This window comes from Candidatus Pelagibacter sp. uisw_091 (assembly GCF_059512525.1).
The window spans coordinates 1043830-1062222 of the sequence record NZ_CM183455.1 but is presented as its reverse complement, the minus strand read 5'-3'; the positions used below and the strand labels follow the sequence as shown (position 1 = coordinate 1062222).

At 29.7% G+C, this 18393-nt stretch carries 16 protein-coding genes; 9 read left to right on the top strand and 7 right to left on the bottom strand.

From position 1 onward, the window contains the following. Nucleotides 1-20 precede the first annotated feature (20 nt). Nucleotides 21-1259: a hypothetical protein gene (locus tag AC5YGA_RS05750; RefSeq protein ID WP_415308170.1), complete on the top strand. Its 1239-nt coding sequence runs from the start codon at nt 21-23 to the stop codon at nt 1257-1259. A 1-nt stretch (nt 1260) separates the two neighbouring features. Here AC5YGA_RS05750 and AC5YGA_RS05745 read toward each other — a convergent pair whose 3' ends face one another. The 3 genes from AC5YGA_RS05745 to AC5YGA_RS05735 are packed head-to-tail and all read right to left on the bottom strand — an operon-like array spanning nt 1261 to nt 2573. Next, nucleotides 1261-1812 carry a tetratricopeptide repeat protein gene (locus tag AC5YGA_RS05745; protein ID WP_415308169.1) on the bottom strand — a complete coding sequence of 184 codons (552 nt, stop codon included), beginning with the start codon at nt 1810-1812 and terminating at the stop codon, nt 1261-1263. A gap of 47 nt (nt 1813-1859) precedes the next feature. Next, nucleotides 1860-2207, bottom strand: a complete 348-nt coding sequence (locus tag AC5YGA_RS05740) for a thiol-disulfide oxidoreductase DCC family protein (protein ID WP_415308168.1) — start codon at nt 2205-2207, stop codon at nt 1860-1862. Between the two features lie 3 nt (nt 2208-2210). Further along, a complete protein-coding gene (locus AC5YGA_RS05735) occupies nt 2211-2573 on the bottom strand; it encodes a rhodanese-like domain-containing protein (RefSeq protein WP_415308167.1) in 363 nt (120 codons plus the stop codon). 108 nt (nt 2574-2681) lie between these two features. Here AC5YGA_RS05735 and tldD point away from each other — a divergent pair, with 108 nt between their 5' ends. The 3 genes from tldD to AC5YGA_RS05720 are packed head-to-tail and all read left to right on the top strand — an operon-like array spanning nt 2682 to nt 6387. Continuing rightward, the gene (gene tldD, locus AC5YGA_RS05730) at nt 2682-4094 is read left to right on the top strand and encodes a metalloprotease TldD (RefSeq protein WP_415308166.1); all 1413 of its coding nucleotides are present in this window, start codon (nt 2682-2684) and stop codon (nt 4092-4094) included. 5 nt (nt 4095-4099) lie between these two features. Next, the gene (locus AC5YGA_RS05725) at nt 4100-5419 is read left to right on the top strand and encodes a TldD/PmbA family protein (RefSeq protein ID WP_415308165.1); all 1320 of its coding nucleotides are present in this window, start codon (nt 4100-4102) and stop codon (nt 5417-5419) included. Next, a complete protein-coding gene (locus AC5YGA_RS05720) occupies nt 5416-6387 on the top strand; it encodes an NAD(P)/FAD-dependent oxidoreductase (protein WP_415308164.1) in 972 nt (323 codons plus the stop codon). The genes AC5YGA_RS05725 and AC5YGA_RS05720 overlap by 4 nt, the downstream gene beginning before the upstream one ends. 1 nt (nt 6388) lies before the next feature. Here AC5YGA_RS05720 and AC5YGA_RS05715 read toward each other — a convergent pair whose 3' ends face one another. Then, nucleotides 6389-7069 (bottom strand): DUF6134 family protein, encoded by a 681-nt coding sequence (locus AC5YGA_RS05715; RefSeq protein WP_415308163.1) that lies wholly within the window; start codon nt 7067-7069, stop codon nt 6389-6391. 53 nt (nt 7070-7122) lie between these two features. On the opposite strand from AC5YGA_RS05715, the gene yczE reads away from it, so the two are divergent. Beyond that, complete coding sequence (gene yczE, locus AC5YGA_RS05710) at nt 7123-7770, top strand: membrane protein YczE (RefSeq protein ID WP_415308162.1); 648 nt, start codon at nt 7123-7125, stop codon at nt 7768-7770. Here the strand turns inward: yczE and typA are convergent. Then, entirely contained in the window at nt 7767-9593 is a 1827-nt protein-coding gene (gene typA, locus AC5YGA_RS05705; protein WP_415308161.1) for a translational GTPase TypA, read from the bottom strand. The genes yczE and typA overlap by 4 nt on opposite strands. 194 nt (nt 9594-9787) lie before the next feature. Here typA and AC5YGA_RS05700 point away from each other — a divergent pair, with 194 nt between their 5' ends. Next, the gene (locus AC5YGA_RS05700; protein WP_415308160.1) at nt 9788-11632 is read left to right on the top strand and encodes a DEAD/DEAH box helicase; all 1845 of its coding nucleotides are present in this window, start codon (nt 9788-9790) and stop codon (nt 11630-11632) included. Nucleotides 11633-11824: 192 nt separating this feature from the next. Here AC5YGA_RS05700 and groL read toward each other — a convergent pair whose 3' ends face one another. Both groL and groES read right to left on the bottom strand, forming a co-directional pair. Next, the gene (gene groL / locus AC5YGA_RS05695) at nt 11825-13492 is read right to left on the bottom strand and encodes a chaperonin GroEL (RefSeq protein ID WP_415308159.1); all 1668 of its coding nucleotides are present in this window, start codon (nt 13490-13492) and stop codon (nt 11825-11827) included. A 23-nt stretch (nt 13493-13515) separates the two neighbouring features. Then, nucleotides 13516-13806, bottom strand: coding sequence for a co-chaperone GroES (gene groES, locus AC5YGA_RS05690; protein WP_415308158.1), 291 nt, complete (start codon nt 13804-13806; stop codon nt 13516-13518). Between the two features lie 123 nt (nt 13807-13929). Between groES and AC5YGA_RS05685 the strand changes: the two genes are divergently transcribed. Genes AC5YGA_RS05685 through ileS form a run of 3 tightly spaced genes read left to right on the top strand, consistent with a single transcriptional unit; the run spans nt 13930 to nt 18389 of the window. Next, the gene (locus AC5YGA_RS05685; protein WP_415308157.1) at nt 13930-14748 is read left to right on the top strand and encodes a TIGR01459 family HAD-type hydrolase; all 819 of its coding nucleotides are present in this window, start codon (nt 13930-13932) and stop codon (nt 14746-14748) included. A 4-nt stretch (nt 14749-14752) separates the two neighbouring features. Next, complete coding sequence (ribF, locus tag AC5YGA_RS05680) at nt 14753-15670, top strand: riboflavin biosynthesis protein RibF (protein ID WP_415308156.1); 918 nt, start codon at nt 14753-14755, stop codon at nt 15668-15670. A gap of 1 nt (nt 15671) precedes the next feature. Continuing rightward, nucleotides 15672-18389, top strand: a complete 2718-nt coding sequence (ileS, locus tag AC5YGA_RS05675; protein WP_415308155.1) for an isoleucine--tRNA ligase — start codon at nt 15672-15674, stop codon at nt 18387-18389. The last annotated feature ends 4 nt before the right edge of the window (nt 18390-18393 follow it).

Here is an 18393-nt window from a genome sequence, read left to right as displayed (position 1 = left end):
AATTATAACTTCCTTAGAGTATGAAAAAAATAAAAAAAAAGTCTTTTAAAAAAAAGCCAGCTAAAAAAAAGTCTATTAAAAAAGAGCTAGCTAAAAAAGCACCTATTAAAAAAAAGCCAGCTAAAAAAAAGTCTATTAAAAAAGAGCTAGCTAAAAAAGCACCTATTAAAAAAAAGCCAGCTAAAAAAAAGTCTATTAAAAAAGAGCTAGCTAAAAAAGCACCTATTAAAAAAAAGCCAGCTAAAAAAAAGTCTATTAAAAAAAGAGTTGGATTAATATCAAGAGTAATTAAACTTCAGTATTCTTTAAAATCAGAATTTAATTTTAAAATCAATTTTAATTTAGAAAAATATATCCAGGCATTTTTTGACATTTTTGCAAATAAGATACTTGAATATAAGATATTGAAAGAAGATGAAGTAAGAAAAAGAAAATTAGAAGAAATTGAAAAAAAAGAACAAGAAAAAATATTAATTCATAAACAAAAAATAGAAGAAGAAGAACTTCAAACTAAGTTTAAAGAAAAAAATTTAAAAGATGAGATTAAATTAGAAAAAGAAAGAGCAAAAGATATAAAATTATTTTTACGCAAAGAACAAGCATTACTTAGAGTTGAGCAAGCAGAAAGACAAAGACAATTTTTAAGACAACTAAAATTAGAAAAACAAATTGAAAAATTTAGAATAAGAGAAATAAAAGAATTAGAAAAAATTGAAAAAGTATCTTTAAAAGAAAAAAGAGATGACTATGTGGGTCTTCAAGCAAGAATAGAAAAATTAAAAGATAAATATAGAATAATTAGAGATCAAAAAATTAGAGAAAGAGTAGAGGCTTTAGGTGTAAAAATCAAAGGTGATGAGGATAGAGAAACATTACTACAAAAAGAAAAAGATTATAAAATAGCTAGACAAAAAATTGAGCTTTCTCTTGAAAGTTTTTACAGAAGCTCAAGTAGTTTAGTTTTTCAGCTTAATAAGCGTCATGTAACCAGGCATATGTCGATTTTTAGGTGTATAGACAAAAGATTTGAAACTGGTGAGATATTTATTAAATGGGATGAGGCTCCAGATGAAGAATGGTTATTGTTAATCTACATAAAAGATAATGCCCCAGATAAAGGAATAGTTATTGAAGATAAATCGGATCCTGAAAAAAGTTTCTCATATGAGTTTAAAGCTAATGAAATTTTTAAAGCTTCTGATTTAATGGTCGATTCATTAACTCAATTAATTTCAAGAAAAAGAGCTAAAAAAGATTAGATTAAATACTCTCTTCTTTAATCAATCTTTCAATTTCAGGTATTAATTCGCGACTTCTAAATGATGGGTAGAACTTTAGAGCTCTTTCAATACTTTTAATCGCTTTCTCATATTTTTGAAGTTTTATAAAAATTCTTGCCTGTCCTGACAGTGCTCCAAAATGTCTAGGCTCTATACTTAAGACTTTTTCAATATCATTTAGAGAATTTGTAAAGTCGTTCATTAAAAAATACAAAGTTGCTCTTTTATTCCAAGCCTCAGGCCATTGAGGGTCCGTAACTATGATGTTGTCAAAAACTCTCAATGCAAAATTATAATCTCCATATTGCATAAGCTCTGTTCCAAATTCTAACTTATCAGTTAATTTATCATTATTTGGATGCTCATTCCAAACAGACCAAATCTTTTTTTCTAATTGTTCAGCATTATTTGAATCATTGACCTCAATAAGCTGGTCAAAAAGCTTATCTAGAATAATTTTTTGAGATGATTGAGCAGAAAGAAAAAAACTGCTTATAAAAAAAAATAATATAAAAATTTTATAAGTTTTCATATTAGAAACATAAATTAATTGATAGCCACTCTCAATAAATAAAAAATTTATTTAGAAAGCTGTTTTTTATTTTTTAAATACAGAAAGAAAGCAATAACTTCATAAAAAAATGAAAATAAAGTAAAAATAATTGGCAGGCTAAAAAAAGAATATAGGAATTTATATTTTGGTATTTTTTTCCAAACTAGCAAAAAAGCTTTTGCTCCCTCAGATATTTTTCCACCCTCTTCAACATGCAGTCTTCTTAAAAGAGTTTTATCATCTTTTGACGTCTCTTTTTCTGCAACTACGTTATTAGTGATATCAACCCATTCAATTTCTTTTATATTTTGCTTTTTATATAAATTTATTTCTGCTCTACAAATATTACATGAATTATTAAAATAGACCTTCACAGTTTATTTTTTTTCTTTCCAGGCAGTCATTCCACCAGTCATATTTTTTACGTTTTTTATTCCCATATATTGCATTGTTTTTGTTGCGAGAGTACTTTGACCACCAAGTCCACAAAATACTATATATTCTTTATCTGGATTATTTTTAAACATTTCCTTTTCTAAAGGACTGCCGTCTGCTAAATAAAATTCCAGTAAACCTCTTTCTAAATTAATTGCATTACCTATCGTTTCAGTGCAAAAACTACTTTTATCTCTGACATCGATAAATTGAACATTTGGATCATTTAATTTCGCTTTAGCTTCGTCTACAGAAATGTTTGTTATTTCATTAGAAACCTTCATTAATTCATCAAATTTTTTCATTTTATTATCCTTTATTTATTAATTTGTAAAATTACCAAGAATTAATTAATTTGTATATGTGCGAAATACACCAATTGAAAAAATAATTATAACTACTATTTTACTAACATGACAGATTTTTTTAATAAAACAGATTTATCAAGAAATGATGCAGAAAAAATTATTTCTGAAACACTAAATAACTGTGATGATGGAGAGCTTTACTTAGAAAATTCAAAGAGTGAATCCATTGTGTTAGATGATGATAAAATTAAAAGCTCTAATTATAGCTCTGATTTAGGTTATGGCTTAAGAGCCGTAACGGGCGAAGTTGTTGCATACTCTCATTCAAATGAAATTTCAAAAAATTCATTAAAACAATCAGCTGATAATTTAAGCTCAACTTTGAAATCAAAAAAAGGTATTTATAATCATGCGATACACAAGACAAATGAAAAATTCTATAAAAATATTAATCCGATAGAAGAAAAATCACTTCAATCAAAATTAGAACTCTTAAAAGAAGTTAATAATTATATTAGAGCAAAAGGAGGAATTGTTCAGCAGGTCACAGCTAGTTTTGCAGGGGAGCATAAGTCTATAGAAATAATAAGATCAGGTGGTGAAGTGTTAACAGATATTAGACCTTTAATTCGCTTTAATGTTTCGGTGATGCTTGAAAAAAATGGCAAAAAAGAAACTGGTGTTTATGGTATTGGTGGAAGACAATCGTATGATGAATATCTGAAAGATGATAATTGGAAAAAAGTATGTAATGAGGCATTTAGAATTGCTTCAGTAAATTTAGAAAGTAAACCTGCTCCTGCAGGAGAAATGAAAGTAGTTTTAGGACCTGGATGGCCAGCAATACTTATTCATGAAGCTATAGGACATGGTTTAGAAGGAGATTTTAATAGAAAAAAAACATCTGCTTTTCATAATTTAATGGGTCAGAGAGTTGCTAGTGATGGAGTTACAATTATCGATGATGGAACTTTGCACAATAGAAGAGGGAGCTTAACAATTGATGACGAGGGAACACCCACAGAAAAAACTGTCTTAATTGAAAATGGTATATTAAAAAATTTTATGCAAGATCGTTTGAATGCAAGATTAATGAATACTAGATCTACTGGAAGTGGAAGAAGAGAAAGCTACAAACATATTGTTCTTCCAAGAATGAGAAATACAATGATGTTAAATGGAAAATATTCTCAAGAAGAAATGATTAAATCAGTTGATAAAGGGATATTTGCAGTAAGTTTTGGTGGTGGTCAGGTTGATATTACATCAGGAAAATTTGTATTTAATTGTACGGAAGCCTATGAAATCATAAATGGCAAAATAGGAGCTCCTATTAAAGGGGCAACATTAATTGGTGATGGCCCATCAATCTTAAAGGAAGTTTCATTAGTTGGAAATAATATGATGCTTGATCCAGGTATTGGAACTTGTGGAAAGGCTGGACAAGGTGTTCCAGTGGGTGTGGCACAGCCATCAATCTTAATCGATAAAATGACTGTTGGTGGAACTCAATTATAAATAATATGGTTAAAGATCAAGATTATTTAAAAAAAACAGCATCTTTTTGTGTAGATTTAGCAAAAAAATTAGGTGCAACAGACGTGACAGCAGTAGTCGGGCATTCAATTTCTGAAACAGTCAATTTTAGAAATAGAAAATTAGATGAGTCTGACAGATCAGATAGTTTAGGAGTTAGTTTAGAGACTTATATTGGTAAAAAGAAATCAAGCATTTCTTCATCAAATCTTAATGAAGATAATATTAAAACTTTAATAGAGAGATGTATTGAAACAACTCAAATTACACCAGAGGATGAATTTAATTCTCTACCAGATCAAGATCTATTAGCAAAGAAAATTAATGATCTAAACTTATATGATGATGACCATATAGAGAATAATGAAAAAATTGAATATTTAAAAGAAGCAGAAGAAGCTGCACTTGAAAAAAAAGAAATTATTAATACAGAAACAGGTTTTACAGAATCTAAATCTAACTTTATATTAGCAAGCAGTGATGGTTTTTTAAATGGATATAAATCCTCATCTTTTTCTGCATCATGTGTTGCTATAGCAAAAGACTCTAATAATAAAATGGAAAGAGATTATGAATTTACGAGCACTTGCCATTTACATGATATGCTTAGACCAAATCAAATTGGGTCATTGGCAGCTAAAAAAACAATTCAAAAATTAAACCCTCAAAAAATAGAAAGTGAAAAAATAAGTATTATTTTTGATAGAAGAATTTCAAAAGGGATATTAAGTTCTTTTGCAAGTGCAATATCTGCATCGTCTATAGCAAGAGGCACTTCATTTTTAAAAGATAAAATAAATGAAGAAATATTTTCAACATCAATAAATATTTATGACAAGCCTGATATAACTAAAGGATTAGGCTCTAGGTATTTTGATAATGAGGGAGTTAAAACTAAGGAATTGAAATTAGTGGATCAGGGTGTTTTAAAGCATTATCTTGTTGATACTTATTATGGAAGAAAATTAAATTTAAAATCAAATGGCAGAAGTGGAGGAACAAGTAATTTATATTTTGAAAAAGGGTCTACCTCTTATAAAGATCTTTTAAGATTAAACCGAAGAATTATTTATGTTACAGAAACAATCGGACATGGAAGCAATTTAGTTACAGGAGATTATTCAGTCGGGGCCAATGGCTTTATGGTTGAAGATGGAATATTTAAGTATCCCGTCAGTGAAATTACAATAGCTGGAAATTTCAAGGATATATTCAAGAACATAACACTAGCAGATGATCTTGAGTTTAAATATTCAACAAATGCACCAACAATGTTAATAGAAGGTATGGTTGTTGCTGGGAAATGAAGGACTTTTGTATTATTGGTTCAGGTATTTCTGGTGCAACAATTGCGAATACTCTCAGTAAAAAATACTCATTAGATCTTTACGACAAAGCAAGAGGCGTGGGAGGGAGGTCATCTAACAAAAAGTTTAATAAGAATGAGAGCTTTGATCATGGTGCTCAATATATTTCACCGAAAAGTATTGAATTTAAAAGATTTATAAAAAAATTAATTGATAAAAGAATTGTTAAAAGCTGGCCAGGGAAACATGTATTTTTAAACACAGATAAAAAAGAGGATAAAAAACATATTAAGATAATTGGTAAAAATGGGAATAATGCAATTAGCAAATATCTATTAAAAGATATTAATTGTAATTTTAATAGTGAAGTTATTAAAATTTTTAATAAAAATAATATTTGGGAAATATATTTTTCAGATGGATCAATAAAACTATATAAATCTTTAATATTAACATGTCCATTTCCTCAATTAAAAAAACTTTCAAAAAAATATATAAAACATTCATTTGTTAATAAAAGAATTAAAATGGACGCAAATATAACGGTCATGATGGTCATAAAAAAAAGTAAACATAATGTAAGTAGTTATTTTTTTAATGATAAAATTTTAGGATGGGCTGGAAATGAAAATAGTAAAATGCGCTTTAAAAGTAAAAATGATCTTTGGACTTTACAAAGTACTTACTCATGGGCAAATGAAAAAATTAATAAAAATCAAGAAAATAAAGAGCTAAACTCAAAGATTATGATAGAACAGTTTTTTAAACTTACAGATATAAAAAAAACTAAAGTTTTATTTTCCTTGAATCATGGTTGGAAATATTCATCTAGTTCAAAACCTTTAAAAATTAAAAGCTATTGGAATTCTTCTTTAAATCTTGGGGTTTGTGCGGATTGGTTTGTTGGACCTAGATTAGAGTCTGGATGGATAAGTGCCAAAGATCTTTTTAAAAAAATAAGTAAATAATTTATTCAAATTTTTTAACCTTATATTCCCAATTTCCCAATCTAGAATAAGTAACTTTTAAAATTAAAGAGTTTTTTTTATCAAACCATATATCAAAATTAAGCCTTTTATCTTTTGGTAAAGACATGTCTTTTGAGGTCAATTTAAAATGATCTACCTCATAAGTTTTACCATAAATTTCAATTTTTTCTTTAGCTATAAAAGTTACTACTTGCTCTTTAATGCTACCTGATACTGGACTAATTTGACTATCAGTCTGTAAAATTTTATGGCTCCACCAATTTCCGATTATATTATTTATTGATGCTTCACCATTATAAGATGAACCTTGAATGTCAAATTTATTTGTTTGTTCATTAAATTGTAAATTTACATATTTTTTTTTATTATTTTGAAGTGTTTTAGAATTAAAAGAAATCAATTTATTTTTAATATATTTTTCTTCTCCATAGCCTTCAATTTCAAAAATTGTTGCTCCAAATAATTTGACTGTAATTTTAGTTTGATTTGTAACTGTTGTTTTGTCTCCATTCTTTTTAAAAAAATAGTAATTATATCCAATAACTTTACCATCCTTTAAAATCTCCATTTCGATTTTATTAAATTTATTATAATGTGCCATGTGAGCATTAGAATTAAATGAATATGTTAAAAAAAATACTAAGATAAAAAAATTTTTCATAAAGTATCAACAATAATAGACTTTAACTTTAAAAGAAGTACTTTATTAGAAAAATGTTCTTGAAAATTAAAAATATCCCTAAAGTATCTTGGAGTTCAGAAAAACCATTAAATCTTAAACCAAAATTTTCAACTTTCTTTTTTCTGTGCCTTGGATTGACTTTGTTTGGTTTGGGTGAAGGCTTGTTAATAGTCTCTTTTGCTGGAGCTTCACCATGGTCTGTTCTCGCGCAAGGTATTTCATTGAATGCTAATCTTTCTATTGGGATAATAACTATCCTTGTAAGTATTGCTGTTTTAATTTTTTGGGTACCATTAAATCAAAAACCTGGAATTGGAACAATTTTAAATGCAATAATTATTGGTTTAATGATTGATGTTTGCATTAAGTATGTACCAACACCTGAAAATTATATTTATCAAATACTTTTGGCTATTGTAGCAGTATTAACAGTAGGACTTGGAGGTGGTATTTATCTAGTAGCAAATTTAGGAGCAGGACCAAGAGATGGACTAATGGTAGGCTTACAAAAAAAAACAAATTTGCCAATCGCGGCAGTTAGAGGGTCTCTTGAAATTACAGTAATGTCTATTGGTTGGTATTTAGGAGGAACTGTTGGTGTTGGAACTTTATTATTTGCTTTTGGAATTGGACCAGCTGTTGCTTTAGGATTATTTATAGTTGGAAAATCTTTTGACTAAAGAGGTGTTGAGGATTTTTCGTTCTTTTTTCTATCATTGGGATTAAGAATTGCTTTTCTTAATCTAAGAGATTTAGGGGTAATTTCTAATGCTTCATCAGTGTTTAACATACTAAGTTGTTCTGCAATTGACATTTGTCTGACTGGAGTAAGCACAACATTTTCATCAGTACCTTGAGTTCTCATGTTTGTTAATTGTTTACCTTTCATAACATTAATAATCATATCACCAGCTTTTGGAGCCAATCCAACAATCATTCCTTCATAAACTGGATCATTATGAGTTACAAACATTTCACCTCTTGCCTGTAAGTTAAATATTGCAAATGCGACAGCTTTACCGTTAGACATTGAAATTAAAGCACCATTTTTTCTACCATCCATTTCACCTTCGAATTTCCCAAAGCCATGAAAAATTCTATTAATTACACCAGTGCCTTTTGTTAAAGTCAAAAATCTACTTGTGTAACCCATCAAACCTCTTGTTGGCGCATGAAATATTAACCTTTTTTTATCTTTTCCAGTATCTTTAAGGTCAAGTAATTTACCCTTCCTTCTGTTCATTGAATCAATAATTTTTGAAGAAAACTCTTCATCTAAATCTACTGTAATTTCTTCGATAGGTTCGAGTTTATTTCCACTTTCATCTTGTTGATACAAAACTTTTGGAGGACTTACGGTCATTTCAAAACCCTCACGTCTCATTTGTGTTAGTAATATTTCAAGCATTAACTCTCCTCGTCCACTAATCACAAACGAATCTACGTTAGCATTTTGAGAAAAGGTAATTCCAACATTATTTTGAGATTCTGAAATCAATCTATCTTTAATTTGTGTACTTGTTAATTTTTTACCTTCAGTTCCAGCTAAAGGAGAACTGTTAACGCTTATAGTAATAGACATAGTTGGAGGATCTATTGGTGTTGCAGGAAGTGGTTCCATAACTTCAGGGTCACAAATAGTATCTGCCACATTGGCTTTTTCTAGACCAGCAATTATAACAATATCTCCAGCCTCACCAACTTCGATAGGCACTTTTTTTGTTCCTTCATATCTAAAAATTTTAGTTAACCTACCTTCATCAACTTTTTCACCTTTAAGATTTATTGCTTTAATTGGTTGATTAGCTTTAGCTGTACCTTGTGATATTTTTCCTACTAAACTTCTTCCTAAAAAACTGTCTGCATATAATAAAGTAGACAACATGGCGAAAGGTTTTGTTTTGTCAAGCTCAGCTGGCTTAACATGCTCAATAATTAAATCAAGCAATGGATGAAGATTTTCTCTTGGGCCATCAACTTCCTTGCTTGCCCATCCAGATCTTCCACTTGCATATAAAACGGGGAAATCTAATTGTTCTTCATTCGCATCCAAACTTACAAATAAATCAAATGTTTCATCTAAAACCTCATCAGCTCTTTGATCTGCTTTATCTAATTTATTAATTACAACAATTGGCTTTAACCCTTGCTTAAGAGCTTTTGCTAGTACAAATTTTGTTTGTGGCATTACACCTTCAGCAGAATCAATCAACAATAAAGCTCCATCAGCCATACTTAAAACACGCTCAACTTCAGCTGCAAAGTCTCTGTGTCCAGGTGTATCTATAATGTTAACTCTTGATCCCTGCCAATCAATTGAAGCAGGTTTGGCTAAAATAGTAATTCCTCTTTCTTTTTCTAATTCTCCTGAATCCATCAACCTTTCATCAACAACTTCATTTTCTCTAAATGAACCACTTTGCTTCATTAGATTATCAATCATAGTTGTCTTGCCATGGTCAACATGGGCAATAATTGTGATGTTTCGAATATTGTTACTCATAATTTGACGCTCTTATACATTAATTGAGTCATTTGAAAACTTAAAAAAAGTCAATATTTACAGACTAAAATTAATTATTCTAAAAATTCACTTCTTGTGATTGTTATAAAAACGTATAGATATCCCTATATAAATTAGACGTATTAAAGGATTAAGAGCATATCTCCTTAAGTTTTAAAAATATAAATACCTAAATGGAAAACTTTAAATTACTAAAAATAGAAGATTCTCTAAAGAATTCATTGGAAAAAATGAAGTTTACGAAACCAACTCCAATTCAGGCTATGGCAATACCTGTTGCTTTAGAGGGAAAAGATATTTTAGGAACAGCACAAACAGGAACAGGAAAGACTTTAGCTTTTAGTGTTCCTTTAATTAATAAACTAATATTAGATAAAAATGCATTTGCATTAGTTATGTGTCCAACTAGAGAGCTTGCAACTCAAGTAATGGCTGCGATTAAAAGCATTATTAGTGATAAAATTAATATTAAAACTGCTTTGCTTATTGGTGGAGAGGCAATGCAAAAACAGCTTAGACAACTAGGTAATAGATCAAGAATAATAGTTGGAACTCCTGGAAGAATTAATGACCACTTAAAAAGAAAAAGTTTAAATCTATCAGCTACTAAATATCTAGTACTAGATGAAACTGACAGAATGTTAGATATGGGTTTTACCCCTCAAATAGAATTAATTTTAAAATTTGTTCCAAAAGATCATCAAACTTTATTATTTTCTGCAACATTACCTCAGAATATTGTTAGAATTTCTGAAAGATATTTAAATAAACCTCAAAGAATTTCAACAGGGTCAACATCAGTTCCAATCGCAAAAATTAAACAGGAAACTCTTCAAGTTTTTAAAGAAAATAAATACGATCAATTAGTAGACCAATTTATAGCAAGAAAAGGATCAATATTAGTTTTTGTTAAAACTAAAAGAGGTGCTGATAAAATGGTTAAGCGTCTTAAAGAAGAGGGTCATTCAGCTGACGCTATTCATGGAGATCTTCGTCAAAGCAAAAGAGATCGTGTAATTACTTCATTTAGAAAAGGCCTTAAGAGAATATTGATTGCAACAGATGTTGCTGCAAGAGGTTTAGATATTCCATTAATTCAACATGTGATAAATTATGATCTTCCACAAGTGCCAGAAGATTATGTTCACAGAATTGGAAGAACTGCTAGAGCAGGGACAGAAGGTTCTGCTTTAACTTTTCTTACGCCAGATGATAGGTCGATGTGGAACGAAATTAGTAAATTAATTGATCCAAATTTTAAACCTGCGCCACGTGGAGCAAGAGGAGATTCAAGAGGAGGCAAAAAAGGAAAAGCACCATACAATAAAAAAAGAAAATTTAGAGATGAAAAAAAATCTTTTGGTAAAGGAAGATCTAGCTCATCATCAAGAGATGGAGAGAAAAAAAGTTTTGGTTATAAAGGAAAATCTAGTTTTGGAGACAAGTCAAAACCATCTAGTTACGGAAGATCTAGCTCATCATCAAGAGATGGAGAGAAAAAAAGTTTTGGTTATAAAGGAAAATCTAGTTTTGGAGACAAGTCAAAACCATCTAGTTACGGAAGATCTAGCTCATCATCAAGAGATGGAGAGAAAAAAAGTTTTGGTTATAAAGGAAAATCTAGTTTTGGAGACAAGTCAAAACCATCTAGTTACGGAAGATCTAGCTCATCATCAAGAGATGGAGAGAAAAAAAGTTTTGGTTATAAAGGAAAATCTAGTTTTGGAGACAAGTCAAAACCATCTAGTTACGGAAGATCTAGCTCATCATCAAGAGATGGAGAGAAAAAAAGTTTTGGTTATAAAGGAAAATCTAGTTTTGCCAAGAAAGATAACTCGAAACTAACAGGCTTTACAAATAATCCAAAATACTTCGGAAAAAAGACATCTGAAAGCTCATCTACTAGTGTAGAGAAAAAAAGTTCTAGTTTTGATAGAAAGAAGAAGTTTAAAAGTAGAAGTGATAGACCTAAAAGCTTTACCTTTAAAAAACACAGTCAAAAAAGAGCTAAAGTCTAAGATTTTTTAGATTTCTCTTTTTTATTTTTTCTTTTTTCTTTCAGGCTTAATTTAGGCTTTTTAGCGGTACTTGAGTCTTTAAATGATTTTCCACTGTATCTTTTTGACATATCTTAACCTTATAACAGCTTAATAAAAAAAAAGGCCACCTAAAAAGATGGCCTTTAAATTCTTTTTTAAAAAGAGTAAGAATTACATTCCCATGCCGCCCATGCCGCCCATGCCGCCCATTCCACCAGGCATTCCACCAGGCATTCCACCAGCACCACCAGCATCTTTGTCATCTGGCTTTTCAGCAATCATAGCTTCTGTAGTTACAAGCAATCCAGCAATTGAAGCTGCATCTTGTAAAGCTGTTCTTACAACTTTAACAGGATCTATGATACCTTTTGCAAACATATCAACATACTCTTCATTTTGAGCATCAAAACCCATGTTCTTTTTGCTTTGCTCAAGTAATTTTCCAACTACAACTGAACCATCAACTCCAGCATTTAAAGTTATTTGTCTAATAGGAGCTTGTAAAGCTTTAGCAACTAATGCAACACCAGCTTTTTGGTCATCTCCCTTAACTTTAAGTGAATCTAGACTTTGTGAAGCATATAAAAGAGCACAACCACCACCAACTACTATTCCTTCTTCAACAGCAGCTCTAGTTGCGTTAAGAGCATCTTCAACTCTATCTTTTCTTTCTTTAACTTCTACTTCAGTTGCACCACCAACTTTGATTACAGCCACTCCACCAGCAAGTTTCGCTAGTCGTTCTTGAAGCTTTTCTCTATCGTAATCAGAAGTTGTTTCACCAACTTGTTGTTTGATTTGAGCACATCTAGCTTCAATCTCTGATTTTTTACCACTACCACTAATGATAGTACTGTTATCTTTATCAACCTTTATTCTCTTACAAGAACCAAGGTCAGTAAGCTTAACATTTTCAAGCTTAACACCGATGTCTTCAGAAATAACCTGACCACCAGTTAAGATAGCAATATCATCAAGCATTGATTTTCTTCTATCACCAAAACCTGGAGCTTTCACAGCAACAACTTTTAAACCACCTCTAAGTTTATTTACTACAAGAGTTGCAAGAGCCTCACCCTCTACATCTTCTGAAATAATCATTAGTGGTCTTCCAGCTTGAACAACAGCTTCTAAAAGTGGAACCATTGGCTGTAAGTTAGTTAATTTTTTTTCATGTAATAGAATAAAAGGATTTTCTAATTCAGTAGTCATTTTATCAGCATTAGTTATAAAGTATGGTGATAAATATCCTCTATCGAACTGCATACCCTCAACAACATCTAATTCAGTTTCTATTCCTTTTGCTTCTTCAACAGTGATAACGCCTTCATTGCCAACTTTTTGCATTGCTTTAGCAATCATGTTACCAATTTCTTTATCGCCATTAGCTGAAATCGTTCCTATTTGAGCAATCTCATCACTATCTTTTACTTTTTTAGCTGAACTAATTAAGCTTGCTTTAACATGCTCCACAGCTGACTCTATTCCTCTTTTAACGTCCATAGGGTTCATGCCTGCTGTAACATATTTAACACCTTCTTTAACAATTGCTTGAGCTAAAATAGTTGCTGTAGTTGTTCCATCACCAGCCTCTTCATTTGTTTTGCTAGCAACTTCCTTAACCATTTGAGCACCCATGTTTTCAAATTTATCTTCTAGATCAATTTCTTTAGCAACTGAAACACCATCTTTAGTAATTCTAGGTGCACCATAAGACTTATCAATAACAACATTTCTACCTTTTGGTCCAAGTGTAACTTTTACTGTGTTTGCAAGGATATCAACACCTCTAATCATTGCAGCTCTTGCTTCAGAGTCAAATTTTATAACTTTTGCCATTTTATTTTCTCCTTTTAATTAAATTATTTTCCCGAAATACCCATAATGTCAGACTCTTTCATTATATTGTATTCTTTGCCGTCGATTTTGATTTCAGTTCCTGACCATTTGCCAAAAAGAACTTTGTCCCCAACTTTTACATCCATTGGAATCAATTTTCCATCTTCAGTTTTTGCACCACCACCAACAGCAATAACTTTACCTTCTTGAGGTTTTTCTTGGGCTGTATCAGGGATGATTATTCCTCCAGCAGTCTTTTCACTACTGTCTAAAACTTGTATTAAAACTCTATCGTGTAACGGTTTAAATTTCATAAATTCTCCTTTTAATATGCGACTCATATAGCTATTAGCTAAGCTATTTCAAGGTTAAGTAAAAAAAATATGTTAGTCAAAAAACCAGAGAAATTGTGTTTTTTATAAGTTATACCTCCCATAATGAGTGAAAATTTAGATTATAAAGGATTAAGGTCAATTGCAGGAAATTATGATATTTTTTATATCGACTTATGGGGCGTTATTCACAACGGAATAACCCTTCATAAAAATGCTATTAAGACCTTGGAAGAAATTACTAAAGCAAGAAAACAATATGTTCTTCTAACTAACGCTCCAAGGCCAAACAGTTCTGTAAACTTATTTCTAGAGAAAATGGGAATGAATAAAGAAATTAGAGAAAAAGTGTATTCATCTGGCGAAGCTTCATTGAGCTATTTAAAAAAAAACTTTTTAAATCAAAAGTTTTTTCATTTAGGACCACCTAGAGATTTTGATTTATTTTTAAATTTTAAAAAAGACAAAATTACAGAAATTAAAGAAAGTTCTTATTTATTATGTACAGGTTTATTTGAAGATCAGAGTGACGATTTAAATTATTATAAAGAATTATTTAAAGAACATATTAACAAAAAAATGATATGCACTAATCCAGATTTAGTTGTTGATAAGGGTAAAAAAAGAGAGCTTTGTGCAGGATCGGTAGCTTTGATTTTTGAAAAAATGGGAGGAGAGGTTATATACTTTGGAAAACCTTTTCCGGAAGTTTATAATCAATCAATTGATAACAAAAATAAAAAAATTTTATCAATTGGAGATAATTTAAATACAGATATTAAGGGAGCAAATCTTTTAAACTATGATTCACTATTGATATCAAATGGTATTCATAAAGATGAAATTAAAAAAGAAGGAATAGATATAGTATCAAAAAAGTATGAAGCTATTGTAAATTTTATTCAATCAGAGCTTAAATGGTAGAAAAATGAAACTATATAAAAATTTTAATATTTCTAGAAATCATAAAAGATCAATAATTTTAATTGGAAATTTTGATGGTGTTCATATGGGCCATCAAAAATTGTTTAAATTAGCAAATACCTATAAGAAAAAATTTAATCTGAAAATTGGTGTTTTAACATTTGAGCCAATGCCTAAGATGTTTTTTAACAAAGATATAAAAAACTTCAGAATCTCAAATATTAATCAAAAAAATATAATTTTAAAAAGTCTGGGAGTTGATTTTGTAATTACACAAAAGTTTGATAAAAAATTTTCTAAGTTGAAATCTGATTTTTTTATTAAAGAAATTTTATCAAAAAAATTAGAAGCAAAATATATATTTGTTAGTAATAACTTTAGATTTGGCAATAAAAGAGAAGGAGGTGTTAAACAATTAATAAAAAATGAAGAAAAATATCATTACAAAATAGTAAAACCTCAACCACTAATCTTAAATAAAAAAGTTATCTCCTCGACATATATTCGTTCTCTTCTTGAAAAAGGACAATTAAAAAAAATTAATAAATTATTAAATCGAAATTGGTCAATTGAAGGGATTGTTCAAAAGGGAAGACAGCAAGGAAAAAAGATTGGTTTTCCAACATGCAATATTGATATTAAGGATTACGTGATCGCAATGCCTGGAGTGTATGCAGTTAAAGTAAAACAAAAAAACTCTAATAAATCAATAAAAGCTATTGCTAATCTTGGTTATAGACCAACTTTCAATCAAAAAAAAATTTTATTAGAGGTACATATTTTTAATTTTTCTGGAAATCTTTATAATAAGTATTTATCAGTAGAGTTCACAAAGTTTATAAGAAAAGAGAAAAAATTCAAAAACGTTGATCAATTGAAAAAACAAATTCAAAGTGACTTAAACGTCGCAAAAAAAAATTAATATGAGCAAAGAAAATATAAATTTACCTAAAACATCTTTCTCCATGAAAGCAAATTTACAAAATAAAGAGCCTGAAATTTTAGAATATTGGAAAAAAATTGATCTTTATAAGGAGTTGAGAAAATCTAACATGGGTAAAGAGAAGTTTATACTTCATGATGGTCCACCATATGCAAATGGTAACATTCACATGGGTACAGCTCTAAATAAAATTTTAAAAGATATAATAGTTAAATTTCATCAAATGGATGGAAAAGACTCAGTATATGTTCCCGGATGGGATTGTCATGGATTACCTATTGAATGGAAAATTGAAGAACAATATAAAAAAAATAAAAAAAATAAAAATGAAGTTCCAATAACAGAATTTAGAAAAGAGTGCAGAGATTTTGCGCAAAAATGGATTGAAGTTCATAAAACACAATTTAAAAGATTAGGTGTTGTGGGGGATTGGGATAATCACTACGCCACTATGAGCTTTGATGCTGAAGCACAAATTGTAAGAGAGTTGGGTAAGTTTTTAAAGGAAGGAAGTCTTTATAGAGGATTTAAGCCTGTTCTTTGGTCAACTGTAGAAAAAACTGCGTTGGCAGATGCTGAGGTTGAATATCAAGATCATAAATCAGATACAATTTATACAGCCTTCCCAATTAAAAAAACAAGCATAAAAGAATTGGAAAATACGGAAGTTATTATATGGACAACTACTCCATGGACTATACCTGCAAATAAGGCACTAGCTTATAATGAGGCTTTAGATTATTTAATAATTGAATTAAATGATGAAGGAAATTTTAAGAATAAAAAAATAGTTATTGCAGAAGCATTATTAAATTCTGTTATTAAAGACTGTAATATTAAAGATTATAAAGAGATTAAAAAATTTAAAGGAAAAGATTTTAAAAATACAATTTGTAGTCACCCATTCTTAGAGCTTGGTTATGATTATGATATTCCAATGCTTGAAGCAAGATTTGTTACAACAGAACAAGGAACAGGCATTGTTCATTGTGCACCTAGTCATGGTCCCGATGATTTTAATCTTTGCTTAAAACACGGGATCAAAGCTATAGAGACCGTAGATGGTGATGGTAAATATACTAAAAATCTTCCTTTATTTGAGGGAACTCATATTTTTAAAGCTAACCCAATTGTTATTGAAAAACTAAAAGATCAAAAAAAATTATTATCTAATGGAGAGTTAGTTCATTCTTATCCTCATTCATGGAGGTCAAAAGCACCTCTTGTTCATAGAGCAACTCCTCAATGGTTTATTTCAATGGAAAGTCACGGCTTAAGAAAAAAGGCACTAAAGGCTCTTGATGACACTAAATTTTATCCGGACAAAGGTAGAGAAAGAATAAAAGCAATGATTGAAACAAGGCCAGATTGGTGTGTTTCAAGACAAAGAGTTTGGGGCGTTCCACTTCCGATATTTATTCATAAAACTACTAAAGAAATTTTAGTAGATGACAATGTAAATGAGAATATTGCGAGCATTTATGAAAAAGAAGGCTCTGATTGCTGGTTCTCTGATGATCCACAAAGATTTCTAGGAGAAAAGTATAAGGCAGAAGATTATGATAAAATAAGTGACATTGTTGAAGTTTGGTTTGATAGTGGTTGTACACATGCATTTGTTTTGGAAAAAAGAAAAGATCTTCAATGGCCAGCATCAATGTATTTAGAAGGCTCTGATCAGCATAGAGGTTGGTTTCATTCGTCACTTTTAGAGTCTTGTGGTACGAGAGGTAGAGCACCTTATGAATCAATATTATCACATGGATTTGTAGTAGATGGCAAAGGTCTCAAAATGTCAAAATCTGTAGGAAATGTAATAGCACCAGAGGATATTTTAAAAAAATATGGAGCAGATATATTGAGAATATGGGTTGCATCATCAAATTATGCAGAAGACTTAAGAATAGACTATTCTATTTTAGAGCAACATGCAGATTCTTATAGAAAGATTAGAAATACATTTAGATATTTACTTGGAAACCTAAATGATGATTTTAAGAAAATTGATATTGAAAAATTAGATTTAAATCAATTACCAGAATTAGAGCAATATATGCTCAACAAAATTTATGACTTAAATGAAAATTTCAAAAACTATTTCAAGTCATATGATTTTCACAATCTTTACAAAGAACTTTTGAATTTTTGTACAGTTGACTTGTCAGCATTTTATTTTGATATTAGGAAAGATGCCTTGTATTGTGATTCAAAAGATTCACAAAGAAGAAAAAGTAGCATAATTGTGCTGAACATAATTTTAGAGTCTTTAATTAAGTGGTTTGCACCAATACTTTCATTTACAACTGAAGAAATTTTTACATTAATAAACAAAGATAAAAAAAGTATTCACCTTGAGAAATTTATAAAATTTCCAAAATCATTTAAAAATGATAAATTAAATAAAAAATGGGTAGAACTAAAAAAAATTAGAGATATTTGCAACATAAGCATTGAAGCTAAAAGAGCAAGCAAAGAAATAGGATCAAGTTTAGAAGTTAATTTGAATATATGTCTAAATCAAAATTTATATGAAATTGCAAACAATGTTGATTTTTCAGAATTATGCATAACTTCTTTAGCATTAATTGAGAAGTCTGACTCAGAAGAAATAGTTGTTAAAGCTAAAAAAGCTGAAGGTAATAAATGTCCAGTTTGTTGGAAAATTAATAAAGAAAATTGCAAAAGACACCCAAAATAATTTA